General features: G+C 47.1%; 27 protein-coding genes and 1 tRNA gene. 17 read left to right on the top strand and 11 right to left on the bottom strand.

The window, feature by feature from the left end:
* The first annotated feature begins 108 nt into the window (after nt 1-108).
* The 5 genes from DYP60_RS03805 (at nt 109) to DYP60_RS03825 (ending at nt 3,386) form a co-directional block, all read left to right on the top strand.
* Nucleotides 109-1,029, top strand: a complete 921-nt coding sequence (locus DYP60_RS03805; RefSeq protein ID WP_165849487.1) for a helix-turn-helix domain-containing protein — start codon at nt 109-111, stop codon at nt 1,027-1,029.
* Nucleotides 1,030-1,112: 83 nt separating this feature from the next.
* Nucleotides 1,113-2,285 carry a serine hydrolase gene (locus DYP60_RS03810; protein WP_165849488.1) on the top strand — a complete coding sequence of 391 codons (1,173 nt, stop codon included), beginning with the start codon at nt 1,113-1,115 and terminating at the stop codon, nt 2,283-2,285.
* A gap of 5 nt (nt 2,286-2,290) precedes the next feature.
* A complete protein-coding gene (locus DYP60_RS03815; RefSeq protein ID WP_117329560.1) occupies nt 2,291-2,476 on the top strand; it encodes a hypothetical protein in 186 nt (61 codons plus the stop codon).
* A gap of 138 nt (nt 2,477-2,614) precedes the next feature.
* Entirely contained in the window at nt 2,615-3,208 is a 594-nt protein-coding gene (locus DYP60_RS03820) for a type IV toxin-antitoxin system AbiEi family antitoxin domain-containing protein (RefSeq protein ID WP_117329561.1), read from the top strand.
* On the top strand, nt 3,201-3,386 hold the full coding sequence (locus DYP60_RS03825) for a hypothetical protein (RefSeq protein WP_117329562.1): 186 nt from the start codon (nt 3,201-3,203) through the stop codon (nt 3,384-3,386). Before DYP60_RS03820 ends, DYP60_RS03825 begins: the two co-directional genes overlap by 8 nt.
* On the opposite strand, the gene DYP60_RS03830 is transcribed toward DYP60_RS03825, so the two are convergent.
* Nucleotides 3,368-3,441 (bottom strand) — tRNA-Ala (locus tag DYP60_RS03830). The genes DYP60_RS03825 and DYP60_RS03830 overlap by 19 nt on opposite strands.
* Nucleotides 3,442-3,606: 165 nt before the next feature.
* Here DYP60_RS03830 and DYP60_RS03835 point away from each other — a divergent pair.
* From DYP60_RS03835 to DYP60_RS03850, 4 genes are all read left to right on the top strand, one after another.
* Complete coding sequence (locus DYP60_RS03835) at nt 3,607-5,067, top strand: DUF1538 domain-containing protein (RefSeq protein ID WP_117329563.1); 1,461 nt, start codon at nt 3,607-3,609, stop codon at nt 5,065-5,067.
* Nucleotides 5,064-5,660 (top strand): transcriptional regulator, encoded by a 597-nt coding sequence (locus tag DYP60_RS14520; protein WP_117329564.1) that lies wholly within the window; start codon nt 5,064-5,066, stop codon nt 5,658-5,660. Before DYP60_RS03835 ends, DYP60_RS14520 begins: the two co-directional genes overlap by 4 nt.
* 212 nt (nt 5,661-5,872) lie before the next feature.
* Nucleotides 5,873-6,892, top strand: a complete 1,020-nt coding sequence (gene asd / locus DYP60_RS03845) for an aspartate-semialdehyde dehydrogenase (RefSeq protein WP_117329565.1) — start codon at nt 5,873-5,875, stop codon at nt 6,890-6,892.
* Between the two features lie 78 nt (nt 6,893-6,970).
* On the top strand, nt 6,971-7,504 hold the full coding sequence (locus DYP60_RS03850; RefSeq protein WP_237446250.1) for an NUDIX hydrolase: 534 nt from the start codon (nt 6,971-6,973) through the stop codon (nt 7,502-7,504).
* Here DYP60_RS03850 and DYP60_RS03855 read toward each other — a convergent pair.
* Both DYP60_RS03855 and DYP60_RS03860 read right to left on the bottom strand, forming a co-directional pair.
* The gene (locus DYP60_RS03855) at nt 7,501-9,720 is read right to left on the bottom strand and encodes a peptidase U32 family protein (protein ID WP_117329566.1); all 2,220 of its coding nucleotides are present in this window, start codon (nt 9,718-9,720) and stop codon (nt 7,501-7,503) included. The genes DYP60_RS03850 and DYP60_RS03855 overlap by 4 nt on opposite strands.
* Nucleotides 9,721-9,752: 32 nt before the next feature.
* Nucleotides 9,753-11,105: an MFS transporter gene (locus DYP60_RS03860; RefSeq protein ID WP_117329567.1), complete on the bottom strand. Its 1,353-nt coding sequence runs from the start codon at nt 11,103-11,105 to the stop codon at nt 9,753-9,755.
* A 95-nt stretch (nt 11,106-11,200) separates the two neighbouring features.
* On the opposite strand from DYP60_RS03860, the gene DYP60_RS03865 reads away from it, so the two are divergent.
* From DYP60_RS03865 to DYP60_RS03885, 5 genes are all read left to right on the top strand, one after another.
* Nucleotides 11,201-11,749, top strand: a complete 549-nt coding sequence (locus DYP60_RS03865; RefSeq protein WP_117329568.1) for a Crp/Fnr family transcriptional regulator — start codon at nt 11,201-11,203, stop codon at nt 11,747-11,749.
* 127 nt (nt 11,750-11,876) lie between these two features.
* The gene (locus DYP60_RS03870) at nt 11,877-13,706 is read left to right on the top strand and encodes a phosphoenolpyruvate carboxykinase (GTP) (protein ID WP_117329569.1); all 1,830 of its coding nucleotides are present in this window, start codon (nt 11,877-11,879) and stop codon (nt 13,704-13,706) included.
* A gap of 69 nt (nt 13,707-13,775) precedes the next feature.
* Nucleotides 13,776-14,729 (top strand): helix-turn-helix transcriptional regulator, encoded by a 954-nt coding sequence (locus DYP60_RS03875; protein WP_237446251.1) that lies wholly within the window; start codon nt 13,776-13,778, stop codon nt 14,727-14,729.
* A 59-nt stretch (nt 14,730-14,788) separates the two neighbouring features.
* Nucleotides 14,789-14,944 carry a hypothetical protein gene (locus tag DYP60_RS14130; RefSeq protein WP_160525745.1) on the top strand — a complete coding sequence of 52 codons (156 nt, stop codon included), beginning with the start codon at nt 14,789-14,791 and terminating at the stop codon, nt 14,942-14,944.
* Nucleotides 14,945-15,125: 181 nt separating this feature from the next.
* Complete coding sequence (locus DYP60_RS03885; RefSeq protein ID WP_117329572.1) at nt 15,126-16,409, top strand: uracil-xanthine permease family protein; 1,284 nt, start codon at nt 15,126-15,128, stop codon at nt 16,407-16,409.
* 60 nt (nt 16,410-16,469) lie between these two features.
* Here the strand turns inward: DYP60_RS03885 and DYP60_RS03890 are convergent, their stop codons facing one another.
* Nucleotides 16,470-17,624, bottom strand: a complete 1,155-nt coding sequence (locus DYP60_RS03890; RefSeq protein WP_117329573.1) for an iron-containing alcohol dehydrogenase — start codon at nt 17,622-17,624, stop codon at nt 16,470-16,472.
* Nucleotides 17,625-17,938: 314 nt separating this feature from the next.
* On the opposite strand from DYP60_RS03890, the gene DYP60_RS03895 reads away from it, so the two are divergent.
* On the top strand, nt 17,939-18,826 hold the full coding sequence (locus DYP60_RS03895) for a ribonuclease D (RefSeq protein ID WP_117329574.1): 888 nt from the start codon (nt 17,939-17,941) through the stop codon (nt 18,824-18,826).
* On the opposite strand, the gene DYP60_RS03900 is transcribed toward DYP60_RS03895, so the two are convergent.
* A complete protein-coding gene (locus DYP60_RS03900) occupies nt 18,804-19,727 on the bottom strand; it encodes a ketopantoate reductase family protein (protein ID WP_117329575.1) in 924 nt (307 codons plus the stop codon). The two genes, DYP60_RS03895 and DYP60_RS03900, sit on opposite strands and share 23 nt — an antisense overlap.
* Nucleotides 19,724-20,794 (bottom strand): M20/M25/M40 family metallo-hydrolase, encoded by a 1,071-nt coding sequence (locus tag DYP60_RS03905; protein ID WP_117329576.1) that lies wholly within the window; start codon nt 20,792-20,794, stop codon nt 19,724-19,726. The genes DYP60_RS03900 and DYP60_RS03905 overlap by 4 nt, the downstream gene beginning before the upstream one ends.
* A 66-nt stretch (nt 20,795-20,860) precedes the next feature.
* Here DYP60_RS03905 and DYP60_RS03910 point away from each other — a divergent pair, with 66 nt between their 5' ends.
* Both DYP60_RS03910 and DYP60_RS03915 read left to right on the top strand, forming a co-directional pair.
* Complete coding sequence (locus DYP60_RS03910; protein ID WP_117329577.1) at nt 20,861-21,859, top strand: aldo/keto reductase; 999 nt, start codon at nt 20,861-20,863, stop codon at nt 21,857-21,859.
* Nucleotides 21,860-21,869: 10 nt separating this feature from the next.
* Nucleotides 21,870-22,229, top strand: coding sequence for an iron chaperone (locus DYP60_RS03915; RefSeq protein ID WP_165849489.1), 360 nt, complete (start codon nt 21,870-21,872; stop codon nt 22,227-22,229).
* Between the two features lie 146 nt (nt 22,230-22,375).
* On the opposite strand, the gene DYP60_RS03920 is transcribed toward DYP60_RS03915, so the two are convergent.
* From DYP60_RS03920 to DYP60_RS03940, 5 genes are read right to left on the bottom strand one after another with little or no spacing between them, the layout of a single operon-like run.
* A complete protein-coding gene (locus DYP60_RS03920) occupies nt 22,376-23,104 on the bottom strand; it encodes a FadR/GntR family transcriptional regulator (protein ID WP_117329579.1) in 729 nt (242 codons plus the stop codon).
* A 52-nt stretch (nt 23,105-23,156) separates the two neighbouring features.
* Nucleotides 23,157-23,495, bottom strand: a complete 339-nt coding sequence (locus tag DYP60_RS03925) for an HpcH/HpaI aldolase family protein (RefSeq protein ID WP_117329580.1) — start codon at nt 23,493-23,495, stop codon at nt 23,157-23,159.
* Nucleotides 23,492-24,415, bottom strand: a complete 924-nt coding sequence (locus DYP60_RS03930; RefSeq protein WP_117329581.1) for a dihydrodipicolinate synthase family protein — start codon at nt 24,413-24,415, stop codon at nt 23,492-23,494. The genes DYP60_RS03925 and DYP60_RS03930 overlap by 4 nt, the downstream gene beginning before the upstream one ends.
* A 12-nt stretch (nt 24,416-24,427) precedes the next feature.
* Complete coding sequence (locus tag DYP60_RS03935) at nt 24,428-25,717, bottom strand: TRAP transporter large permease (protein WP_117329582.1); 1,290 nt, start codon at nt 25,715-25,717, stop codon at nt 24,428-24,430.
* Nucleotides 25,717-26,244 carry a TRAP transporter small permease gene (locus DYP60_RS03940; protein WP_117329583.1) on the bottom strand — a complete coding sequence of 176 codons (528 nt, stop codon included), beginning with the start codon at nt 26,242-26,244 and terminating at the stop codon, nt 25,717-25,719. Before DYP60_RS03940 ends, DYP60_RS03935 begins: the two co-directional genes overlap by 1 nt.
* Nucleotides 26,245-26,268 lie beyond the last annotated feature (24 nt).

Genomic DNA, 26,268 nt, shown 5'->3' on the forward strand with positions numbered 1-26,268 from the left:
CATATTTGAATTGCAATCTAACTCGAGTATAAGCCCGTTTCTCATACTTGATTTATCCAAAAAAACATAATGTTTGTCGTTTATGATTTTCTCTTGTATGCTAGAATCATGGCAAAACACATCGATGGATTTTCCCTCTCCCCCATGAAGATTGAGCTTAATGTGAGTCATTTTGTGACCTTTCATTATTTTGAATACCCCCACAAGTTTATCTTCAAAGGTGAGCGGCATAACTTCTGGGAGTTGCTGTATGTAGATAAGGGTGTGGTATTTGCTGGGACCGACAGGGAGAGGTATCAGCTGCAGCAAGGGCAGATAATCTTCCACAAGCCAAATGAGTTTCACAGTGTGGAGTGCAATGGGATCATCTCTCCCTGTTTGGTGGTTATCTCCTTTGTCTGCAATTCCCCGAGCATGAATTATTTTGAGAACAAGGTGCTGCGTATTACCCAACGGACCAAGAGCCTGATGTCCATCATCATCAATGAAGCGAAGAAGAACTTCCAGACAAATTTATCAGACCCTTTCTATACCAAGCTGGAATTACGTGACAATCGGCCATTTGGGAGCGAGCAATTGATCAAGAACTATTTTGAGGCATTCCTTTTGGAGTTGATCATCCAGAACTCCCAGAATGAAAAAGATGGAACCTTGCTCAACACCACCCAAGTGGAGGACAGGCGTTTTCGTTTTGAAATGGCAAATTCTTTCATGCAACATAATCTTGCTGAGAATCTTAGTCTATCCGACATATGCAATCACTGCTCAATGAGCAACTCCCTTGCCCAACAGATTTTCAAGCATGAAACAGGTAATAGTGTCATGCAGTGGTATGCCCGCCTAAGGATAGAAAAAGCAAAACAGCTGATCAGGGAAGGGAAGGGGAACATGACCACTATCGCATACCAGCTTGGCTATAGTTCCATCCACCACTTCTCCAAACAGTTTTCCAAGGTCGACGGAAAGAGTCCAACCGAATATGCCAAGTCTATCACCAGCCTTCTGAACAAGGACCTTGGGTTGTTGTAACGGGTCTGCTCTAGGTGACTATAGCTGGTTTGTATTGTATAATGGCCTCCATAAAAACCTTATGTATATGGTTGGAGAGGGATATGTGGAAAAAACGTTTAGCAATTCTTGTTGTGTTGTTGGTACTTCTGGAGGCCGTAGTGATTGCCAGTACTATAACTGAACCCGCCGCTCTTACTCGTTTGTTTACAAATGGTCCTACCAGTATCAAATACACAAGGCAATTCGAGGCAGCAGTACCTCCCTCCTCCATGCAACAACTCATCATCCAACTGACTGATCAACTTGGTGATTTCAAGGAAGTAGATGGAACTAAGAATCCGTATACTGTTGTTCTGGAACATGGAACAATTACAGCATACATCAGTTTGGATGGACAGGGAAAAGTTGCCGGTCTCCAGTTTACAGAAATCATCGATACACGTGGCACCCTCGCTGATGCTGTGAAAAAGATAACCTCATTGGATGGAGAAAGCTCCGTACTGATTCGTAAGAATGGAGAGATTCTCGTGGACCACCAAGGGAATACTCCTCTTGCAGTTGGCTCTTCTTTCAAGCTTGGTATCCTGGCAGCCCTCCAGGATGCAATAGCTGCTGGGCAATTACGGTGGGACCAGAGTGTACCAATACGTTCTTCACTGAAGAGTCTCCCTACCGGTATTCTTCAGGATTGGCCGGAGGGTACCCAGGTAACCATTGAGACGCTTGCTGCACTCATGATTTCTCAGAGTGACAACACAGCCACTGATATGTTGCTTTCTTTTGTAGGCAGGTCCAGCGTAGAGAAGTATCTCCCTCATAGTATCCCTGTTCTTTCTACCGGGGATATGTTTCGGCTTAAGAACCCAGAGAACGAGGACATCCTCAAACAGTATCGGAAAGCTTCCCTAGCACTCAAAAGAACATTGCTTACCGTTCTCCCACACAGAAATCTTCCTGAAGCAAGTCTCTTCTCGGGGGACCCTGTTGCCCTTGATATTGAGTGGTTCATGACAGCATCGGAGCTTGCCGATTTGGTCGAACGACTCCAGCATCTGGATCTGATGACCATCAACGCAGGCTTGGCAACCAAGGAGAAGTGGCAGCGTGTTGCCTACAAGGGAGGCAGTGAGCCAGGAGTACTTAATCTCACCACGTTCCTTATTGATGAAGAGAGAAACCAGTATACGGTAGTGGTAACGGTAAATAACGCAAAGAAAGCTCTGGATGAGGCAAAGATTATGGAGACCTACCAGGCAATGCTGACTTATTTGTAGAGGGGATGAAAGGTATCAATACCCCAGGGCAAGCCCTGGATCCAGGAGGCGTTGCCTCCTTTTCCGCCCCAAGGGGCGGGGTATCTCACCTTGCTTTCCCGGCACTCGCTTGGGAGAAGAACCATCATGATGGTTCCTCTCCTCTAGCTCCGTTGGGGAATGAAGTATTCCAATTCACTGTCTTGAAATGAAGTGTTGAGTCTAGTTGTTTTCTTCTTTTTTCATATATCAATGTGAAAAAGTGTACAACCATAGATTTTTATAATTGTTGCTTTAACACGGAAAAAATGCTAATATATCCGTGTAGATGCAACATGTAGTAGGTTTATATGGATTACAGAAAAAAAATTGAACAACACCTTGAGAAGACAGGTGGGATAATTACTGCGTCATACTGCCGAGCTAATGATATTCCCACCGTATACCTGACGAGACTCGTTCGAGAGGGTCTCCTCACAAGAGACTCTGCGGGTCTATATATTTCCAAAAATGGAATGTATGATGAGTATTATTTTCTACAACATAGATTTAGTAAAGTAGTATTCTCATATGAGACAGCCTTGCACCTGCTAGGAGTGACGGATAAAATTCCTCAGACCATCGATATTACCGTTCACTATAGTTATAAATTCAATGAAACTCCTCCAGGAGTAAACATTCACTATGTGCATAAAGGGCTTCATGATTTGGGAATGGTGGAAGTTCGAACCATGTTTAATAATAAAGTTAAGGTCTATTCGTATGAACGAACACTTTGCGATTTCATTGCACACAAAGATAAGATGGATGCTGAGGTCTATATCACTCTTATCAGATCGTATGCCAAATATGAAGAAAAGGATATTCAAGCTCTTTATAATATTGCAGTGAAGATGGGTATTGAGGAGGATGTTAAATCAATCATGGAGCTAGTCTATGAATAAAACCAAGTTGACAGCTATTTGCCATAAAATTAAATTAGAAAAGGGATTACCTTTCAATACGATAATGGCTATCCCAATCACGCCCCAAGAAAATGATTTGAGCCCAGATTTTTCCCTTGAGCCTAAAAAAAGCCATTGCTTTCGCAACGACTTCTTAAGTGGAGGTAAGGGGAATTGAACCCCTGACCTTTTGAATGCCATTCAAACGCTCTAGCCAACTGAGCTACACCCCCAAGACAATAACAAAAAGTATCATACGAATTGACCCGTAATAAGTCAAGTATGTCCAGCAAATTTTCTCTAAGGCTGGATTAAGCGTTGACCTTTTTTATGTAAAAGGGTATAAAATCTTATTATAAAACTAGTTAAATACATGAAGAATACAAGAGGATTTGCATATGGAGGCGCTTAAAAAGGTGAAGGAAGTGGGGCTTTCCATCCTCCCTGTCCTCTTGTTGGTAACATTGCTCCATTTCTTTGTAACTCCATTGAGCGAAGGGATGATCTCTTCATTTCTCATCGGTGGGGTGCTGATTATTCTCGGCCTTTCCCTATTCTTGCTTGGCACTGATATTGGTCTTATCCCGATCGGAGAGCGAATAGGATCTGCGGTAACGAGAAAGAAGCGGCTCTCCCTGTTGTTGATTACCGCTTTATTGGTAGGTATGGCAATCATCTTTGCTGAGCCGAATATCAGTGTCTTACTCGAGCAAGTCTCGCTGGTAGCTCCCTCCATCTCTCCTCTCTCCATGCTTCTATCCATAGCTCTCGGTGTTGGCCTTTTCCTGATGATTGCCATGGTCCGTGTGATCCTGCATGTAGGGCTGAAGTGGGTCTATGCAATCAGCTATCTTCTACTGCTTGTACTGGGAATATTCAGCAAACCTGAATTCCTGGGTATTGCCTTTGACAGCGGTGGAGCTGCAACAGGTCCCCTTGCTGTTCCCTTTATTATGGCTCTTGGTGTTGGTATCGCTCACGTACAGAAAAGCCAAACGGATGCAGACAACTTCGGCTATGTCTCCTTGGCCCTTATTGGTCCTACCATGGCCATGTTGGTGCTTTCCCTATTCAGTGGAGATGGCAATACAGCTGTGCAGACTACTTCATCAGTACCGCAGATACAGCCCTTTCTCTCGCTCTTTGCACCAAGCACACAGCAGGTGCTTTCCTCCTTGCTTCCACTGGTCGTGTTATGCATCCTTTACCAGATATTCCTGGTGAGAATGCCAGCCAGGCAGTTGATTCGTATGGCATTTGGTTTGGTGTACGCCAGTCTTGGCCTTATCCTGTTTTTCGTAGGTGTGAATGGAGGGTTTATCCCAGTCGGCTACCAGATCGGTTATCAGCTTGGACAGCTTAATGAGAGCCTCTTGTTGGTATTTGGACTGGTTATCGGTGCGGTTACGGTGCTCAGTGAGCCATCGGTAGCCGTTTTAATCGATCAGGTACAGGAGATAACCCAAGGACATCTGAGAAAGCCAATAATGCTCGCAGCCCTCTCGATCGGAGTAGGGGGGAGCGGTCTGATGGCCATGTTCCGTATCATACACAGCCTTCCTATCTGGTACTTCCTGGTTCCGGTCTATGGCCTTGCAGTGCTGCTCTCTTTCCGGATTCCGGATCTTTTTGTAGGGCTCTCCTTCGATAGTGGGAGTGTAAGCTCAGGCCCTCTGGCTTCTACGTTCATTCTCAGTTTTGCCATAGGAGCCTCTACCTCAGTGGGGGGAAACCCTGTCAGTGATGCATTCGGGATTATCATTTTTGTCTCCATGACACCTGTGGTGATAGTCCAACTCTTAGGCTTGCTCTACAAACGAAAACAAGCCAAGCTGGAAAAAGGAGGAAAAGGACAATGAGTAGCTTGTTGTTGGCTATTGTAGGAGCAGGAAAAGCAGATTCACTCATGCAACTTGCAAAAGAGTCAGGGAGTAGTGGGGGTACCATTCTCAGGGGACGTGGTACCGCCTCAAGTTCATTGCTCTGTCTCCTGGGCCTAGGTGATGCAGACAAGGAAGTGTTGCTTACCTTGGTTGATGATGGGGTTGAACAAACGGTGTGGGATGCGCTTTCAAGATTTCCCCATACCAGAGGACTGCTTGCATCTGTTCCTGCAAGCAGGAATGAAGATCATCCAGTTGTGAAAGAGCATGCATTTGACTTGGTATACATGATCTGTGCTAGCGGATTTGCTGATGATATCATGGCCGCAGCCCGTAAGGCAGGGGCCGGAGGTGGGACGATTATTGAAGGAAGGGGAACAGCAACCTCAGAGGATATCGCCTTTTTCTCAGCATCCTTGGTCCCCGAGAAAGAAATGCTCATAATTCTTCTTCCCCACACAGAACGAGATGCGGTACTGGAGGCAGTATCCAAGCTTCCTTTCTTGCAGGAAGAGGGAAGCGGTATAGCCTTTAGTGTTCCAGTACAAAAGGTTGCTACACTCAGATAGTGTTGGTCTGAGGCTATACATAGCTAGGTTGTATCAGTACTATGCAAACACAAAAAAGGGTTCACTATCTTGAACTTTGTGTTAATATAATAACATTCTGTTAAAAAATTCAATTATTTGTTACTAAACTATTGCGCAAACTCTGAAAAATCAGTACCGTACTGATACATTAGTGAAGAAAACGGATACCAATCCGGTTAGGAGACCCCTCGATGGAGAAGAAAATTAAAGTTGCAGTAATGGGTGCCACAGGAGCAGTTGGACAGGTTTTTATGTGGATGCTTGCTGACCATCCTTGGTTTGAGCTCACGTACGCAACAGCATCAGCATCTCGTGTCGGCTTGAAATATGCTTCCACGGTGCACTGGGTCATGCCATTTGAAATGCCCAAGAAAATCAGGGATGTGGAAGTAAAAGAGTTCAACATGGAAGCAATGCAGGAGGAAGGAGTACAGATTGTTTTTTCTGCACTTCCCGCTGAGGTTGCCAGTGAAGCTGAACCACAGCTTCGGGATAATGGTTTCTATGTGTTCTCAAACGCTGCGTCAATGCGCTATGACTCGAATGTTCCTATTCTTATCCCAGAAACCAATATTGAACAGCTTGATCTTGTAAAAACGCAAGGATATCCTGAAAAGGGTTTTGTGGTAACCAATGCCAACTGCGTCACCACAGGGTTGGCAATGGCACTGGCTCCGCTTCGAAAATATGGTATCAAGAATATCATGTTACACAGCTACCAGAGCGTAAGTGGAGCTGGCTATCCAGGGCTCTCTTCCTTCGATATCACCGACAACTGCATTCCCTTCATTAGGGGAGAGGAAGAAAAGATTGAGAAAGAGATCAAGAAGATTCTCACCATCGACCCTGAGGTATACTGCTTCACCGTTCGTGTACCGGTCATGTTCGGACATCTTGAAGCAGTCTGGTTGGATTTCGAGCAGGATGTTGAAGTTGAGGACATCATCAAGGACTGGGCAGATTTCAAGAATGTACCAGACCTTCCTTCCACTGCAGTACAGCCGGTTGAATATGGTGCGGATCCCACCTTCCCACAACCCAAGTATGCCTTTTGGGGGGATCCCAGTGGAATGGTGGTGTACACTGGTCGCTTGAAGAAGAAAAATGGAAAGATTGGTTTCATTCTGATGGTCAACAACATCGTAAAAGGTGCAGCCGGAGGTTCCATCCAGAACGCCGAGGCATTTGTAAAGAAGTTCGGCCTTATTTAATAGCCCATCATACACGCTAAGGGCTCCCATTCTCTGAAGAGGATTGGGAGCCCTGTTTTCATTGTACTTGCAGAAACCATGAAGAATTTCTACTATGCTGAGGAAGGAGTCATCATGAGGGAATTCTGGGATCTCTATGACCATGAAAGAAAGCTTCTAGGAAAGACACACCAAAGAGGACTCCCCCTCAAAGAGGGTGAGTATCATGTTGTGGTGTCGGTATGGACTTTGAACCAGGATGGTCATTTCCTCATCACCTTGCGCTCTGAGGAAAAGGAGTTGTTCCCTGGTCATTGGGAGAATACTGCAGGATCGGTGATGAGTGGGGAAACCAGCAGGGAAGCCGCAATACGGGAACTGCGTGAAGAGACAGGCATTGAAGCTTCCCCTGATGAGATTACCTGCTTGGGGACCGTTCTCAAAGTAGCCTCATTTGTCGATATCTTTCTGGTGAGAAAGACGCTTGATCCCGATTCCATCCGCTTGCAGGAAGGGGAAACAACCGACTATCGTTGGGTTTCTTACGAGGAACTGAAAACGTTGGACAGGCAAGGAATGCTTGCCTTCCCTCTTTTCGATCCCTTCCAGGATGCTGTAGAGAAACTATTTTAAGCGTGGACAACCGTGGTAATACAATCCTCCACCATAACACGCAATCGTTGATTATCTCCTTTCACATACCACGATCCCCGATGAGGGCATCCCTCGCAGCTTAAACGCAGGGAGTCATGACGGAAACATGATCGGCTAATGAACAGTGGTGGGCTGAAGGCATCATCAACCACGGTGGGGATAAATGGCCAGCACTCTAGATTTGTCTGTTTTCGTTCCATCCAAAGATAGCCTCCCTCCATTTTTAACCCGAACGTGAGTGCAAGGTTAGCTGCCTCGCTGTTTGCCAGATATACGTAGATGTCAAAAAAGCAAGATAGTTGGCGATTCCTGAAATATGCAAGTTGTCCCAAGTTGTTCAATCCAAAGGAAACAGAATCCAGAAGACTCTCTTTTTCCATCCGATCAATGACCTTGTCCAAATCAGAGAAGAATGCATCCTCATCAAACATAACCGGACTCAAGGGTAGGTAATACTGCCCTTCATAGGTGAAGAGCAAGGAAGACAGTGGCTTCTCTGACTCCACTAGGCTCTTGAGGTCGATGTAAGGGAGGTTCTGTTCAGTCCGCAACAAGGAGCGAGGGGGCAATTGTCTCATTTCCAGTTTCTGGGAAATGGGTTCCTTTGGAAGATTCTTTGTCAATTCCTGTGCCAGCGTCCGGTCAAGCAACTCATACCAATCGCGTCTGATTGCCTTCAGAGCGGAGAGGGGGAGGAAAATTTGCTCAATAGGGAGTTGTGTCTTGTTCACGACGTGAATGGAACCAAGCGTGAGAAACGATGTATCACTTTGGCTGAAAATGGAAACAATATTGGCTTCTGTTTCCTGGGGTTTTCGTGCTTCGCTTGTGGGAATCTCATAAGTTGCCTCCCCATACAGACATTGAATATGCAGAGATTCATCTTGCAGGGTGAAGGTCATGTCTACCGGATGCTTGCTGAGCGGAAGTGCCTCACTGATCAAAGCAGGATTCTGGTCATGTCGACTGATCAAGTAGAGAAATTCTCCAGTATGGGGACGTGGGGAGTTCGCCGGTAACATAATGGCAACCGACTCCCCCTCATAGGCTCCAGTAATACTTCTACCGCGTTGGTCTATCAGGGAGTTAATACCAAATTTGATCGTGTCGATTGGTTGCTTCTGGCTTCTGATAAAGTACATCAATCCGTCACGGAGCGATACATCTGTGAGCAGGGTGACCATGATGGAATCACGCTTTACCAATGTAATCTTCGCTGCCTTGATACCACGGTGGCCTGGGTAACTTGTACTGCCAAGGGTAGGCGCCCTCCTGATGGTAAAATCTTGCTTCTCTCGACCATAGGAGGCAAGCCAGCCGGAAGTTTGACGACGTGAAAAGACAACCGAGAGTGCTTCATCCAGTTGTTCAACATTATCATCCCCATCCAGGATTGCCCGGTAATACCGAGCAGCCAAGCCGGTATATGCAGGACTCTTCATCCTCCCTTCCACCTTGAGGCTTTCTATGCCCAGCTCTTGAAGCTCCTTTGCTACAGGGCCTGCTTTCATATCGCTCATGGAGAAAAACCAACCATCTTTTACTCCCTGTGGGATTGGGGAGAGAGTACTTGATACGTTGGGGTCATGCTCCACAGTGAAGTAGTTCCTACAAATCTGGGCACAACTTCCCCTATTTGCACTTCTGCCACACAGCTGTTCGCTGGCAGTACAGAGCCCTGAGAAGCTATAGCACAGTGCTCCATGGATGAATACCTTAAGTTCCACATCCCTACATGCCTCACGGATGCGCTTGACTTCCTGGAACGTCAGTTCTCTGGCAAGCACGACTCGTTCGAATCCAAGACGAACCAGCTCCTGTACCCCGGCTATCGTATGGACAGATAGCTGGGTGCTTGCATGCAGTGCGAGCTTTGGAGCATATGTCTTGATGAGATTCACCAAGCCAAGGTCCTGGACGATGATACCATCACAGCCGATGAAATCAATATGCTTGAGGGTCTTGAATGCTTCATCCAACTCTGATTCTTCAATGAGGGTATTTACGGTAACATAGATTTTTTTTCCTTCAGTAAGCGCGACCTGGCGAAGTTTTGCCAAGTCCTCGAAGGTAAAATTGGTAGCATTTGCCCGAGCTGAAAAACTTTTCAGCCCGAGATATACAGCATCTGCACCTTCTTTGAAGGCTGTCAACGCTGCTTGCAGGGATCCTGCAGGAAGTGCGAGTTCTGTCATGGTCCTAAGGGTAGTGGTGTGCCTCTTCTCTGTCAATCTGGAGCCATTCGTCGTCTGTGGAGCTCTTCCACAATCTGGTGATGTTTTTCCTCACTCAGGGGGTAGAAGAGTATCGGGATGATACCAAGAATGCTGGCAATGAATGGAAGACCGGTGGTGAGGCTGTGGATTCCCCAGAGAGTTGCACTGCTTTGTGCCACGTTGGGAATATAGCCAACCAGTGAGAGGGTGGAGGCGATAATGATCGAGGTAACAGCAGCTGTAAGCTTAGCGAGAAAAGTCTGGCTGCTGAAAATGGTACCTTCATTGCGTTTGCCGCTCTTCAGCTCCCCATACTCGATGGTGTCTGCAATCATGGCAGTCTGAATGACCTGTGGGCTTGCCATGCCTATTGAGCTGATACAGTTGAAGAACAACAATACAAAGAAGTTGTTCCATCCGGTAAGAAAGAATCCCAGGCTACCTGCAGCAAAGATTGCATAGTAGATAATACAGGCTCGCTTTTTCCCAACCTTGTTGGTCAGATAAGGTACAGTTGCGATACCGATGAGGATGAAGGGGATGTTGATTCCTGCGAGCAGGGTGTAAAGTAGTTCGTTTTGTAGGTTGTATTTTGCATAGTAGATCAACATGGAGAGTTTTCCAGTCTGGGCAATACCGGTGAACAGTCCGCTGAGGATGACAAGCAACAGCGGCTTGTTTGCCAAGAAAACCTTTGGAATCTCGGAGAACTTGGGCCTTTCCTGCCCGTCGGTCTGTACCCGTTCCTTCACATACAAGAAGGCAATAAGGAAGCAGATGACAGTAAGGAGTGCATAGATAAGGCTTGTCATTTGGTATCCACGATCCGGTTTCCCTTCCACTGAGAAAAGCAGGATAAGCGGCTGGGTGGCCAGAGTTGCCAAGGCTATGGCAACGGTGGCCATGAAACGCGGATACACCACAATACTGCTTCTCTCCTTGGTGTCCTCGCTTATGGTGCTGCTCATAGCCCAGAAGGGGACATCACTGGCTGTGTAGATCATGCCGAAGCTGATATAGGTAAACGCTGCCCAGGCAATTTTTCCTCCGGGGGAGAGATCTGGTGCACTGAAGGCTGCAACGGCAAACGGAACAAAGAGAATCGGAGTGAACAGGAGGTAGGGGCGGAATTTTCCCCAGCGAGAACGCGTGCGGTCAGCGACCATCCCCATGAGGGGGTCGTTGACTGCATCCCACATCCGGGCAAACAGCAAGATCATGCCGGCCGTTGCTGGGAGGAGCCCAAAGATATCTGTATAGAAGAACAATAGGAAGTTTGCCATGAGATTATAGAGCATGTTTTGCCCAAAGCAACCAAATCCGTAGGCAAGCTTTTCCTTTTTTGGTACCCGCCTTGCTTCCATAGCAGGAAGTTTACCACAGAAGTTGAAGGTTGCAAGCTTCCCTTGTACTGCTGCCAGAGGTGATAGTATACTTTGTTTAGGATAGGAGGTTGCCTATGACTGATACACACGACGACAAACATCCGGAATTTGAAGTCCAAAAGGGGACTATCATCTATGAACAGGGTTCTTCCTGTTCTTCCATGTTCCTGCTGAAAAGTGGTACCGTTGGGTTGTATCTGAACTACCATACGCCCCAGCAGTTTCAACTCTTCGAGATATCCAAACCCAATTCCAGCCTAGGTGAGATGGGGTTGTTCGAGCAGGAGCCACGCAATGCCACAGCCGTAGCACTCAGTGATTGTCAGTTAGTCGAGATTTCTCAGGAGAATTTTCCTACCTTCATAGCCTCTCATCCAGAGGCTACGAAACAGATCATTCTTGATTTGAGCCAACGGTTCAAGATGGCAATCCAGGAGGTGAGAAACAGTCAGCAGATTATCCTGGAGAGTCTGGAAGCACTGAAGGAAGCACAGGCAAACAAAAAGGATAGCTTGAAAGAACGCATTCGAAAAATATCAGATTATTTGCTTGATATCCCTGAGGATGTTCCGCCTGAGCTCTATCTAAGCTTCAATTCACGCTTCCACGGTACAATGTTCTAAAAAAGGGAAAATTTTACAAAAAACATAGTCCATTATATTGCTAAAGATTGGGAAATCAGTAAGATATGAAAAACACATTTCCTCTGATTGTAGTGAATTGTGTATCCCTATTATTAAGGAGTAGTCCATGAACGTCGCAGATCTTACGCATTCTGGGCTCAAGCAGTGGATTCTGGATTTTGCAGAACTCACAACCCCTGAAGAAATCGTCATTGCCGATGGTAGTGCCGCCCAGTACGACGAATTGGTCGCACAGCAGATTGCTGGTGGCTATTGCGTACCCCTGAACCCTGAGAAGAGGCCTGGTAGTATTGCTTACAACTCAGACCCTTCTGATGTCGCACGCGTTGAGAACAGAACCTACATCGCAGCACAGAACAAGGAAGCAGCAGGGCCGACCAACAACTGGATTGATCCAGTTGTCTTGAAAGAGACCATGACCGGTCTTTACCGCGGTTGCATGAAGGGACGTACCCTCTATGTTATTCCTTTCTCCATGGGTCCTGTTGGCTCCCCAATCGCTAAGATTGGAGTTGAGCTTACCGACAGTGCCTATGTTGTCATCAACATGATGATCATGACTCGTGTTGGTGCAAAGGTCCTAGAGGTGCTTGGAACCGATGGTGAATATGTCCCTTGCTACCACTCTGTAGGAAAGCCGCTTGCTGGTGGTGAGAGTGACAATGGTCAGTGGCCTTGTGCTCCCATCGAGCAGAAGTATATCTCCCACTTCCCAGAGACCCGCGAAATCTGGTCCTATGGTTCAGGTTACGGCGGGAACGCACTGCTCGGTAAAAAGTGTCTTGCACTTCGCATCGCCTCAGTATTGGCTCATGATGAAGGCTGGCTTGCAGAGCACATGCTTATCCTCAAGATAACCAGTCCTGAAGGCAAGAGCAAGTTTGTTGCAGGTGCTTTCCCCTCAGCTTGCGGAAAGACCAACTTGGCAATGCTTGTTCCGACCATCCCTGGTTGGAAGGTAGAGACCGTTGGCGATGACATCGCATGGATGAAGTATGGTTCTGACGGACAGCTTTATGCCATCAATCCAGAAGCTGGATTCTTCGGAGTTGCTCCAGGAACCTCCAATGATTCTAACTACAATGCAATGGTAAGTGCATCCAAGAACAGCATTTTCACCAACTGTGCCCTCACCGAGGACAATGATGTTTGGTGGGAAGGTATTGGCTATGATGCTCCTGGCAAGTTGATCGACTGGCATGGTAATGAGTGGGTCCAGGACAAGGGAAACAAGGAGCAGAAGCCTGCTGCACATCCCAATGCCCGCTTCACCGCCCCTGCAGCCCAGTGCCCAAGTATTGCAAGTGAATGGGAAGACCCGAAGGGTGTGCCCATCAGTGCAATCCTCTTTGGTGGAAGAAGAGCCCATACCGTTCCTCTTGTTCACCAGAGCTACGACTGGAACCACGGCGTATTCCTCGGCTCCATCGTTGGGTCTGAGATCACTGCAGCGGCCCTCGACCTCAAGGTCGGTACCATCCGCCGTGATCCGTTTGCAATGCTTCCCTTCTGTGGATACAACATGGGAGATTACTTCCAGCACTGGATCAACGTTGGTAAGGCTGCAACGGACGAGAGCAAGCTTCCCAAGATCTTCTACGTCAACTGGTTCCGAAAGACCGAAGACGGCAAGTGGCTCTGGCCCGGTTTTGGTGAAAACAGCCGCGTCCTGAAGTGGGTCTTCGAAGCCTGTGACGGTACTGCGAAGTCAGTTGATACCCCGATCGGTATCATGCCTACAGCTGATGCAATCGACCTTCCTGAAGGCGTAAGCGAAGAAGATATGAGAGAGCTTCTCTCTGTCGATGTAGATGGTTGGCTCAGGGAAGTCGAAGACGTCCGTACCAATCACTACCCGAAGTTTGGTGATCATCTGCCAAAGGAACTTTCCTCTTTCCTCGACCAACTCGAGGCAAAATTGAAAGCTGCCCAGTAAGCAGAAGATATAGCATTGTTTCAAATTGGCTCTTCCCCCGGGAAGAGCCTTTTGATGTATACTGACCACATGAGCCAGCTCGAACGAATCGTATTCATCAACCGGAGTATTGAGGAGAATGGAGGCGTGAAGACCTCCCTCATTGAACAAGAGTTCTCCATCTCACGGAGGCAAGTATTGAGGGACATCACCTACTTGCGTGAGCATCTTGGAGCTCCCATTGCATTTGACCGTTCCAGGAACTGGTATCATTACCAGACTCCTTATACCCTTTTCTCCAACTCGAATGAGCGTATGTTGGTGCTCAACGCCATCGTGAAGAGTCTGGCCCAATCCCAAGGTATCATGTCTGACCTGACGGAGATGATCAGTGAAGGCATTGATAGCGGAGTTGAGAAACACTACCGCTCCCTGAGCGATAAGATCATCTTCATTACCCCAGTACAGGACTGGCCTGACTATGAGGTTTTCAACAAGATCTGTTCAGCGATGAAGAGTGAAGAGCGGATGAGTATGCACTACAGGAATGCCTTGGGTGTGCATTCTCATAGGCATATCGAACCCCTGCGGTTGGTCAACTATAGTGGAAGATGGTACTTGCTTGCCTTTGATATGCAGCACAGACAACTCAGGACTTTTCATCTCTCCAGGATCGAACAGCTTGCCCAGATAAGGGGAGACCGTATGAAGAGTAGGTTCTCTGACGAAGAGCTCGATGACTTCATTAACTCTGGGTATGGGATATTTATGGGTAATGAGGTTACCTATGTCACCTTCCGCGTGTATGGATGGGCCATCCATACACTGAGCACCCAGAATTGGCATCCAGAGCAGAAGCAACGAATGGTACAAGAGGAGGACAAGGAAGCCCTAGAGGTCATCCTTCCTGTGTCCAACCTTCAGGAGATCCTCTCAACACTTCTCTCGTATGGACCTGATGCACGTCCTATCGCTCCCGAGGAGTTTGTTCTTCGCTACAAGCAGTCTGTTGCACAGATGTGGGAAGCCGCAAAAAAACTGTAGTGTGACATCAGATGTCACATAGTGTAGGGTATCCTGTTCACAGAAAGAGAGGATGACCCATGAAACGAGAAAGAAATACATGTGCTGAATTGCCCGTTTGGTATGACCGGATGCTCTCCAACCCCTTGCTTTTGGTGGTAGGGATAATTGCTGTATTGCTTGCATCCCCACTGCTGTTCCTATACGGTGCATTGCTTCCTTTGTTCAGGAGATAAGGCATAATGTTGTACTTCGGTGTTGATTTCCAAGATATTTTGCATAATCATACAGATTTACACTTCCCAAACTTTCCGTTTTCTCGATAGGATGGAGAGACTTCCTGCAAGTCATCATCCCCTCAGTCTGTAAACAACACCCATAGTGCGTTTTCTGTGTGCAGACCCAAGGAGCTTTCTGATGGCAAATCAACCATCCAACGCCATGAAGTATGGTCCGGCCGACAAACCACCGATGGGACAATGGATTCCCCTGAGTGTCCAGCATGTCTTCGCAATGTTCGGTGCGGCCATTCTCGTCCCGATCCTTACCGGTCTCAGTCCGAGTACTGCCCTCTTTACCGCAGGTACCGGTACACTGATCTACATCCTGATCACCGGGGCAAAGGTCCCAGCGTTCCTTGGTTCCTCGTTTGCATTCATCCCGGCCCTGGTTGCAATCAGCAGTGCCTATGGGGTTCCCTATGCAATGGGTGGAGCAGTGGTCTCCGGCCTCTTTTATATGCTGGTGGCTTTCATCATCAAGAGAAGTGGACACAACTGGCTGAACAAGGCTCTCCCTCCTGTAGTCATCGGATCAGTCATCGTGGTCATTGGTTTGAACTTGGCACCTACTGCCATGGGCATGGCAATGTATGACGGAAGTGGTGAATACAGTCTCTATTTCTTGTTGATCGCGACCGTTACCCTCTCCTTGACCATTGTTGCGAATATATTTGGCAAGGGGTTCTTCAGTATCATTCCTATTCTGATCGGGTTGTTTGGTGGTTACTTCTTTGCACTGGCCATCGGCCTGATTTTCCCCCAGTATGCCTTGATCGATTTTGCAGCAATCAAGGAAGCTGCTTGGTTCGGTCTTCCCACCTTCACCTTGCCAAAGTTCAATATTGTTGCAGCCATCACCTTTATCATGGTCTCCCTTGCAACCATCTGTGAACACCTTGGCGATACACTTACGATCAGCAAGGTGGTAGGAAAGGATTTCTACAAGGATCCAGGTTTGCACAGGACCATCGCCGGTGATGGAATAGCAACACTTTGGGCATCCTTGTGGGGAGGGCCGCCCAACACAACCTATGGTGAGAATATCGGGGTGCTTGCGCTCACTCGTGTGTACAGTGTGTATGTAACCGGTGGTGCAGCTGTTGTGGCAATTTTCCTTTCGTTCTTCCCGAAGTTTGGCGCATTGATCCAGACGATCCCCAACCCAGTACTTGGTGGTATCTCCATGTTGCTCTTCGGTACCATCGCCTCAAGCGGTTTGCGTACCCTGGTCGATGCTGGTGTCAACTATGAAGACAAGCGCAATCTGACGATCAGCAGTGTGATACTGGTAATCGGAATCGGTGGCGGTATGCTTTCCTTTGCCATGGGAGAGAACCTGGAGTTCACCCTGGCTGGAGTTGCACTTGCCACCCTGATCGGCATCCTGCTCAACATCTTCCTCCCAAAGGAAATTGCATAAGCAGCATAAGGAGAGAGCCACCTTGCGGTGGCTCTCAGTGTATGTCCTACAAAGAACGTCCTATTTGACTTCTGTTCCATAATAGGCCGCTTCATACAGCATCTGTACATCAGCTGCAGTAGGAGTCCCCGGATTGGTCAAGGTGCAGGGATCTTCAAACGCATTTTGGCTCATTCTCTGCAAGACTTCCTTGAACTTCTCCTCGTTGAAGTCAACCTCACTGCAATCCCTGAAGCAGGAAGGGATATCCATCTTTTGGTTCATCTCCTTGATTGCCTGTGCAAGGTCGGCAACACCGAGTATCTTCTCAGCATATGCGTACTTGTCAGTGAACTTCCTGTTGTAGGCAATTACATAGGGGAGAAGAATGGCATTTGCCAATCCGTGGGTTACCCCAAATTCCCCGCCAATCTTGTGAGCCATGGAGTGAACCAAGCCAAGGGATGCATTGGTGAAGGCCATGCCTGCCAAGGCTGATGCCTCGTGCATTGCCTCTCTGGCTTTCAGGTTCTTCGGTTCGTGGTAAGCGACTGGAAGATGTTCAAGGACCATCTTGATAGCCTGGATGGCATAAGGATCGGTAAATGCGGTTGCTGCGGTAGAGACCACTGCCTCTGTTGCATGGCACATGACATCCATGCCGGTATTGGCTGTGATGTGCTTCGGCATGGTCATGGGCAGTGATGGGTCGAGGATGGCGATATCTGGGACCATGTCGGCAGCAACGATCGGATACTTGATGTGCTTCTTTGTATCGGTGATAACCGAGAACGCAGTGATCTCACTTGCAGTTCCACTGGTTGAGGGGATTGCAATGAATTTTGCCTTGTTTCGAAGGGAGGGCATGCTTCCCGGCTGGATGATATCCTCGAAGGCAAGCTCAGGGTGTTCATAGAAGCACCACATGACTTTTGCCGCATCAAGTGCTGATCCGCCTCCGATCGCGACAATCCAATCAGGGGAGAAGTCAAGCATTGCCTTGGCGCCCTTTTGTACTGTTTCCACGGATGGGTTCGGTTCAACACCGTCGATCAGGATGGAATCGATGCCTGCTTTCTTCAGGAGGGATTCAGCCTGGTCCAGGAAGCCGAAACGCTTCATTGAACTGCCGCCTGTCACGATAGCTGCTTTCTTGCCCTGAAGCTGGGCAAGTTTATCAAGGGAACCTTCTCCATAGTAGATGGTTCTGGGAATGGAAAAACTCATAACGCTCATAATTGTTGACTCCTTAGGTGAATCTGTTTGTCTATAAGATATCGATATTATTTTATCTTGTTAAGGGGTTTTATAAAAATAGTGAAAGAATTTCAAAAAAATCAATTTCATAACGTTATTAGTTCAAAATATAATTACAAAAAGAATATTAAATAGCATAAATAAGAAAATATATACAATTAATATTACTTAATAGAATATAAATATACTTTTACGAGTAACAAGGAAAGTAATTATACATCTGTCAAACATTTTCGCTGCAAGCGGTATGAATAGGTTCTCTATTCTCTCAGTATTTGGTATGCTTTCACCCTATGCTTAATTATACCATCGTTGATTCTGATTCTGCCTTAGCGGAGCTGCGTACCTCATGGAGAGACCGTGGCCTTGTATCGGTTGCCATGGATTTTGAAGGGGAGTTCAACCTGCATATCTATGGAGAACATCTTTGTCTTATCCAACTTTTTGATGGAAATTCATATTACATGGTAGATCCTTTCACCATTTCCAAGGAATCCTTGAAGGAGTTTTTGGAAGATGCTTCACTCGAAAAAGTGATGTTTGACTGTGCCAGTGATTCCGCCTTGGTGAGAAAGCAATATGGGATCATCATGGAAGGTGTGTATGACATCAGGGTTCCAGCATTAGCGCTGGGGTATACAGGGAATCTCAGTGGGTTGGTGGAGCGCTATCTTCCTGAAATTCCAAAACAGCCGATGTCAAACAAGAAGAAGAACCAGATGACCAATTGGCTTAAGCGTCCCCTGAGGCCAGAGCAGATCCAATATGCATTGAGTGATGTGGAACATCTGTTTGCACTGAAAGAGATTCTCATTGCAGCAATTGCTGAGAAGGGGTTGCAAGCAAAAGTAGCCGAGCAAATGCAGGTAGTGGGTAAGAGCAAAGGTCCTGATAAACCAGGCTGGGCCAAGTTTTCTTCCTGGAAATACCTGTCAAAGGACGAGAAGGTATTTCTTAAGCACTTCTTTCTTGCTCGTGATGGTCTTGCAAGAAAGTACAATGTTCCTGCAGTGCGAATTCTGGAGAAGCCCCTGTTGCTACAGATGGCGAAGAATGTACCTGCCTCAGACATCGATTTTCATATCTATTGTGGAAAGTGTGCACCCAGGAAGCTCGATGAGTTGGTGGAGACACTGAAGAAAGCTAAACAGGATGCGCTTATTGAACTTGGCCGAGCCTAAGGCTAATATTCTCTCTTGCTTCAACCAAGGCTGAGAGTACTTCACAGGTGGGGGTAGGGATTCCATGAACCTTTCCCAGTTTGATCACCGTCCCGCTGAACCACTGGTTTTCTGTTTTTCTCCCAGCATCCATGTCTTGGCACATGGATGTTTTGCCTGCAAATCCAAGAGAGGTCACGATTCGATGATTCTCCTCGATGAGAGAAGCAGGGAGCAGAACCCCCTCCGCCTTGGCGACCGACTGCACTTCCTTGCACACCTTCTGTGCGAGATTCCATACAGGGTCTTGGTCTAGGTCACCATAGGTTGCAGAGAGCAATCCGCTCAAGGTGTTGTACGCGGTGTTGAGCATAAACTTGTTCCACAGCTCACGTTCAATATTCTCCGGTACGAGGTAGGAAATACCTGCTCTGTCAAACAGGGCTGAAATCTCCTTCACCCGTTCTGTTTTTTCATTGTTCTTTTCACCGAATACAATCCTGCCTTCCTTGGTATAGGTAATGCGATTGCCAATGTGTGTGGAATTCAGTCCTACGGCAAAACTATAGAGTACTTTCTCTTTTCCAAAAGCCTTGGAGAGTTCCCGTTCGCTTTCAATTCCATTGAGCAGGGAGAGGATGGCAGTTTCAGGGCCGACCACCGGTTGCAGCATGGAAATAGCATCCGTTAGGTGATGGTTCTTGGTGGCAAGGATAATAAGATCGGCTACTGGAGCTTCTTTGCTTGTACAGTACTGAAAGGGAGCTATCTGGTCATTGAGGTATATACCTTCCTGTGTATACCGTTTCTTCCTTTCTTCATCAACGAGGAAACAAACATGTTCCTTTCCTAACAGATTGTGTAATCGTAAACCATAGAGAGCTCCAACAGCTCCACAGCCAAGAATTGCAATATGCTTCATAACGTTATCAACTCCAATATCAAGGAGAACAGGTTCTCCAGTTCTTTTTTAGGGATGTATTCATTCTTCGTATGAGGTTCCTCATATCCTGAGGTGCAGGCGAGGGTTTCGATACCCATCTTGTTTAAGACATTTGCATCACTGCCCCCAAGGGTGGATTCCAATCCAAAGGGTAGTGCAACTTTCTCACAAGCCTGTTTAAAGTATTTCAATACTGCTGCATCTTCCCCATGGTGGTAGGCCTCATACTGATGTTCATGGGTAATATCGACGCTTCCGCCATAAGCCTTGGCCGCGCTCTCCATTGCATCAATCATGCTAGCGGATTGTGCTTTCAGTTTTGAAGGATCGAGGCTTCTTGCTTCAAAGATCAGTGTGGCGGTATCACAAACAATATTCTTTGCCCCTGGGGCAATGAATGAACCGACATTTGCTGTTGTTTCCTCATCAACACGAAGCAATTTCATTGCATTCACAGCTTGGCTTGCCATCTGAATGGCGCTGATGCCATTCTCTGGCTTGAACCCGGCGTGTGCTCCCTTTCCGTGAAATATTGCTTCAATTTTATCCTGTGATGGAGCGGCACTAACCGCCCCTCCCACCGGCCCTGATGCATCGAACGTGAATCCATAGGAAACAGAAGCAAGCTTACCCACATCAATGCTTCTAGCTCCAACCAATCCCAATTCCTCACTTCTGGTGAAGAGCACAACGATGGACGGATGGTCGGCCTCATTCTGTTTTATGGTATCCAGAGCGACCAGAATTGCAGCAAGGGCTGCCTTGTCATCTGCACCGAGGGCGGTGGTTCCGTCACTCCTGAGTATGGCACCATCTTCAACAACTCTTGCGCCACGGGCAAGATCGACCGTATCCATGTGTGCGTTGAGCAATATGGTTTTGTCTTTCCCTGGCAGGAATCCGTACAGGTTTCCTCCATCATCATATTCCGTGTGGAGTCCTGCCTGAAGCAACGCAGTTTCCAAGAAGAGAGCTATCTGGTCTTCCTCATAGGAGACTGAGTCGAGTGATACGAGTTGAGAAAATGTATCAAGAAGATTTTGCATGTATTGACTATACCACAGGCAAAAAGGCTTTGACCACACCATCTTGTGCGTTATAGTTGAACCATGATGTATACAGCGAATGAAACACGATATGATTCCATGCGGTATCGGTATGCAGGTAGAAGCGGACTACGCCTTCCTGAGCTCTCCCTTGGACTCTGGCACAATTTTGGGGCAGAGGCTGACGACGAGGTATGCAGGAGCATTCTCACCACTGCATTTGACAATGGTGTTACCCATTTTGATTTGGCGAACAATTACGGTCCACCTGCTGGAAGTGCAGAACAGCGGTTTGGTTCCATCTTGAAACGGGACTTTGCCCCTTACCGGGATGAGCTGATCATCTCCAGCAAGGCTGGCTACTATATGTGGCCAGGTCCTTATGGAGAGTGGGGGAGTCGCAAGTACTTGATCAGCAGCTGTGACCAATCCCTGAAGAGAATGGGGCTTGAGTACGTGGATATTTTCTACCACCACCGCCCTGACCCCAATACACCCCTCGAGGAAACCATGGGAGCTCTTGCCCATTTGGTCCATCAGGGAAAAGCGTTGTATGTGGGAATCAGCAACTATCGAGCAGAGGATGCTGTGAAGGCGATCAAGCTGTTGGAAGAGATGGGTACTCCCTGTATATTGAACCAGGTACGGTACTCGATGCTGGACCGCTGGGTGGAAGAGAATGGTTTGCTGGATGCCATGGATAACCAAGCAGGAACTATCTGCTTTTCTCCCCTTGCCCAAGGGTTGTTGACCTCACGGTATCTTGATGGAAACATTCCAGAGGGCTCACGAGCAAGTGAAAATCGATTCCTGAAAGCTGATTCAATCACGAAGGAGCGAGTCGCCCTACTCAATGAACTCAATGAGGTAGCCAAGCGCCGTGGGCAGAGCCTCTCTGAACTAGCGGTCAGTTGGTTGCTCAAGGACAAGCGGGTTACCAGTGTACTCATTGGTGCCAGCAGTAAGGCACAGTTGCTCCAGAACCTGAGGGCATTGGATAAGCCGGCAGCATTCTCCCCAGAAGAGCTCTCTGAGCTGAATGCTATTTTGCAACAGTGGGAGTAGAGGAAAAGGCATGTATGCACAGGAAGTAGACGCCTATATTGCAGAGCTTGAGAAAGAAAAGAGAATACCCTTGGACCAGATACGTACTCTGGTCCATGCGGTAGTTCCTGAGGTCGTAGAGTCCATCAAGTGGAGGATGCCTACCTTCAGCTTGCCTGAAGTTGGGGATATCATCCATATGGCAGCTTTCAAGAGTCATATTGGGCTCTATCCGCTTCCTGAAGCTATCGATGATTTCCAGGAAGCATTGGCTCCCTATCATACAAGTAAAGGAGCAATCCAGTTCCCTTTAGGTTCTGCATTGCCCCTTGAAGTGATTGAGAGAATTGTTCAGTTCAGACTTGCTCTTATCAGCAAGAAGAAGCTTTAGGACGAAAACACCCCCGCGTGAGCGGGGAAAACCGACCAAATAATGCAATATCTAGTCCATCGAGAGAAACACCCCCGCGTGAGCGGGGAAAAAGCTTAGTATAAAAAGTATATCATAACTTCAGGAGATATTTGTAGGATTCTTGACTACTTCGTCTTAGCAGTTGCACCCTTCTTGTCAAAGAACTGCACATTAAGGCTGGATGCCTTGAGGTGTTCAGCCATTGCATGGTGCACAGCTTCTCTGTCTCTATTGCAGAAGGCTTGGTAGATTTCTCGGTGACGGGAAATGGCATCTTCGATACCTCCTTCTACAAGGATTCCCTTCCCCATGTAATCTCGGAGTAGAGACGTTAGAACACCAATAAACATGCACAGCAGCTCATTGCCTCCAGCCTGTGCAATGGTCAGATGAAACTGCTCATCCAGCTTAACGCGTTCTTTCAAAGGGAGGGTTTTGTCCTCAAACCTGGAAAGGATTTCATCCATCTTCTGGAGATCTTCATCTGTGATTTTCTGTACTGCGAGATCGGCAGAAGAGAGCTCTAGAATTTCTCTTACCTGTGTCAAATCCTCAGATTTGATATGATCTACCTGCATGATGCGGTTGATGGCATTCATCACCGTATCGGTCTCAGGGCGGGTGATATATGCACCACTTCCATTCTTCAATGAGATAAGACCTCTTTCCTGCAATAGTTTCATCGCCTCCCTGATCACAGGGCGGCTTACGTTGTACTGTTTTGCAAGCTTCATCTCTGAAGGGAGTTTTTCAGAGACCTTACTCTTTGGCGAGGAGAGTATATATTCTTCCAGATGGTCAGCAACCTGTGAACTAAGATTTGTCCGAGTAAGCGAAATGTTTGAGATGTCCATGCTAACCTCCGTTCCTGTAAAGCATACCTATTTTTACTATTTCTTTCTATGGCTACTTGTGTAGCATTGAAATTGTACGTTCTGCACCCATTTGCAGGAATGAAATATCATCCCCACAACTAAAGAAATCGACTCCCAATGATTTGTAGGTTTCTATCATCTTTGGATCAGGGCCGATGGAAACCCCCACAGGTTTCTTGGCCTTCTTTGCTGCCTTGATGTGCATCAATAAGTTCTGTTTATCAAATGGCCCATGCTCAGCATCAATCCAGATGAAATCGTAGCCATGACGGGCAAGCGCTTCAGTAATTGCAGGATCATTGAGGAAGACATGGCCTCCAATGGCCGTGCCTTCCGCTAATCTCTTTCGAAACTCGTTTCCACGGTTCATTGCTTCAATCCCAACTCAGTTCGCATTGCCCTCTCCATTCGGATCAAGCTGGCGATTTCGTGGCGTGAATTCTCATTGAGCAAGGAGACCGGTTTTGATCGGGTGACCAAACTCATGGGAACGTCCGTTTGCGCATAATGATATTTGGCATTAATGGGATACGCTCTTGCTTCCACAATCGCTGCAATCGTAAGGAAATCGCTCACACGTCTAGCTAAAGCTTCATCCTCTCGGAAATGCTCATACAACCATTTATAGATATCAATATGAAAGTTTGCCATTACTCCGTTGTACCCATCATAACCGGCAATCCAAGAATCGAGCACTGTAGCGGTATTGGCATTGAAGAGAGCAAGCTTGGTCCCTTTCACCAGGTCAACACGTCGTTTCTCGATCTCGAGTGAGCAAGAGACATCTTTGAGGAAGACCAACTTGTCTTCATGGGCAGCCCAATGAAGAAAGTCATCACTCAATAGCCTAAGATAGGGGTAGGGACATTCGTACAATCCGAAGGTGACGGAAGGAAGCTGGTCAAAGATATCTTCAGCATTTCGCCTGAATACATCTTCTCCTTCCTCTTCCTTCGCCATCCTGTTCGATACCAGTACCACAGCATCAACACCGGTCTCAGCCATTGCTCCGAGTTCCTGGATTTGTGCTTGGTGGTCATCAGCGGTATGTCCACTCGCGATTACCTTGACTCTTCCCTCAGCTGCTTCGACCACAGCCTTTGCAATATCGAGCTTCTCCTGAGGGGTGAGGTAGAACATCTCACTAGACTGGCAGACTGCAAAGATACCATCACATCCCCGGTCAATGTACCAGTTGGTAAGATTCTTGACTCCTTGGAAGTCTATCTTGTTGTCTTCAGTGAATGGGGTGATCATGGTTGGCCAGCAACCATTATATTGTTCTTGCATTTAAATTACTCCTTACATAAGGCCGGTTGCTTTCGGCAGGAATAGGGTGACTTCTGGGAAGTAGGTGATGATCACCAAAACAATCAGCATTACGGTCAGTGGCCAGAGAATTTCTTTCATGACACCTTTAAGAGGGGTTCCTGAAATACCGCTGGTTATGAATAACAACATCCCAAAGGGCGGGGTAGAGAGACCTACCATCATATTGAACGTTACTACCAAGCCGAAGTGAACCATATCGATTCCCAAAGCGGTAGCGACAGGAATCATGATGGGCACAAACACCAGCTGAATTGTCGATGTATCCATAAACATCCCCAATATAAGGATGACAATGTTCACCAAGAAGAGGAACGTATACTTATTGGCAGTAAATCCAAGGATCCAGTTTCCGATATTTGCAGCAAGTTGCTCACGAGCAACAATGTAACTGATGATAGCTGCCGCCCCAATCATGATACTGGTTGCCCCAACATCCTTGATGGTGTCACGGATGACATTCATCAAATCCTTGAATCCCATGGCTCTATAGGCAAAAATTGAGATAACCATGGCATACAGGCCAGCAATTGCTCCAGCTTCAGTGGGTGTTGTAACACCGGTGTAGATTCCAACCAAAAGGATTATTGGGGTGAGAAGTGCTGGTATTGCTCTTACAGTGAAGGCTAGGAACGTTTTCCAGACGACCTTTTCTCCCCTTGGGTAATTTCGCTTCTTTGCGACTATTGCGACATAGATCATCAAGAAAAGCGATAGAAGGACAGCCGGAACCATTCCTCCCATAAAGAGTGCCCCCACTGAGGTGCTGGAGAGCATGGCGTAGATAACCAAGGGAATCGATGGAGGGAAGATGGGGCCAATGGTTGCAGATGCTGCAGTTATTGCGCATGAGAACTCCGGGTCATATCCATCATCCTTCATGGCCTCGATCTCGATTTTTCCAAGTCCTGCTGCATCTGCAATTGCAGAACCTGTCATTCCACTGAATATTAAAGAAGCGATAATATTCACATGTCCCAACGCACCTCTCATTCGTCCCGTGAGTCCACCAGCGAACTTGAAAATCATGTCAGTGATCTTTCCAGTGTTCATGACGTTTGCGGTGAAGATAAAGAGCGGGACGGCGATAATGACATAATTGGTATAGTAGGTATTCATCACCTGATTAACTACCAAGCTCAGGTCAGCACCCTTTACCAATAGGTAACAAGCTGCTGAAGCGAGCATACCGAAGGCAATCGGCATACGGAGGAAGAAGATCAGGATAAAAACCAATAAGGTTACAAGTAGTGGAAAACTCATTAGTTTACCTCCCCAAGCAAAGGATCAAAGCGATGATCGAGACTGTCCTCAAGCTTTCCGGTAATCACTTTCCAGTCTTCAATTACCGGCTTGATCGTGTAACCGATGATGGAGAGTAGGAAGTATGTGAAGGGGAGGAAGATCCATGTGTAGGGAACCCTGAGCACAGGAGTCTTTTGGAAACCGAGGAAAAAAGCATACTTGAATGAAGGAATTACCATGATAGCAAACGTGAAGATAATCAGTAGATTACCCAACATTCTTGCCCAAGCAGCCACTTTCGGGCTATAGGCATCATAGAGCATGGTGAACTGGACGTGTCCTTTTCGGCGCATTGTATAACATGCACCCAGGATTACTGACCAACAAAACCCAATGACGATAACATCCTGTGTCCAGGTCAAGGGGTGGTTAACCACATACCTAAAGAAGACCTGCAGGATGAAAGCCAAGAATAGGAATATAAACGAGAGGATGGGAATGTAGACTTCTATAACATCCCTGAGAAACAACGCAATTTTTTTCACGTAGTCGGCCTCCATTGAACAAAA

The sequence above is a fragment of the Sphaerochaeta halotolerans genome, assembly GCF_003429665.1.
In the GTDB taxonomy this organism is placed as follows: domain Bacteria; phylum Spirochaetota; class Spirochaetia; order Sphaerochaetales; family Sphaerochaetaceae; genus Sphaerochaeta; species Sphaerochaeta halotolerans.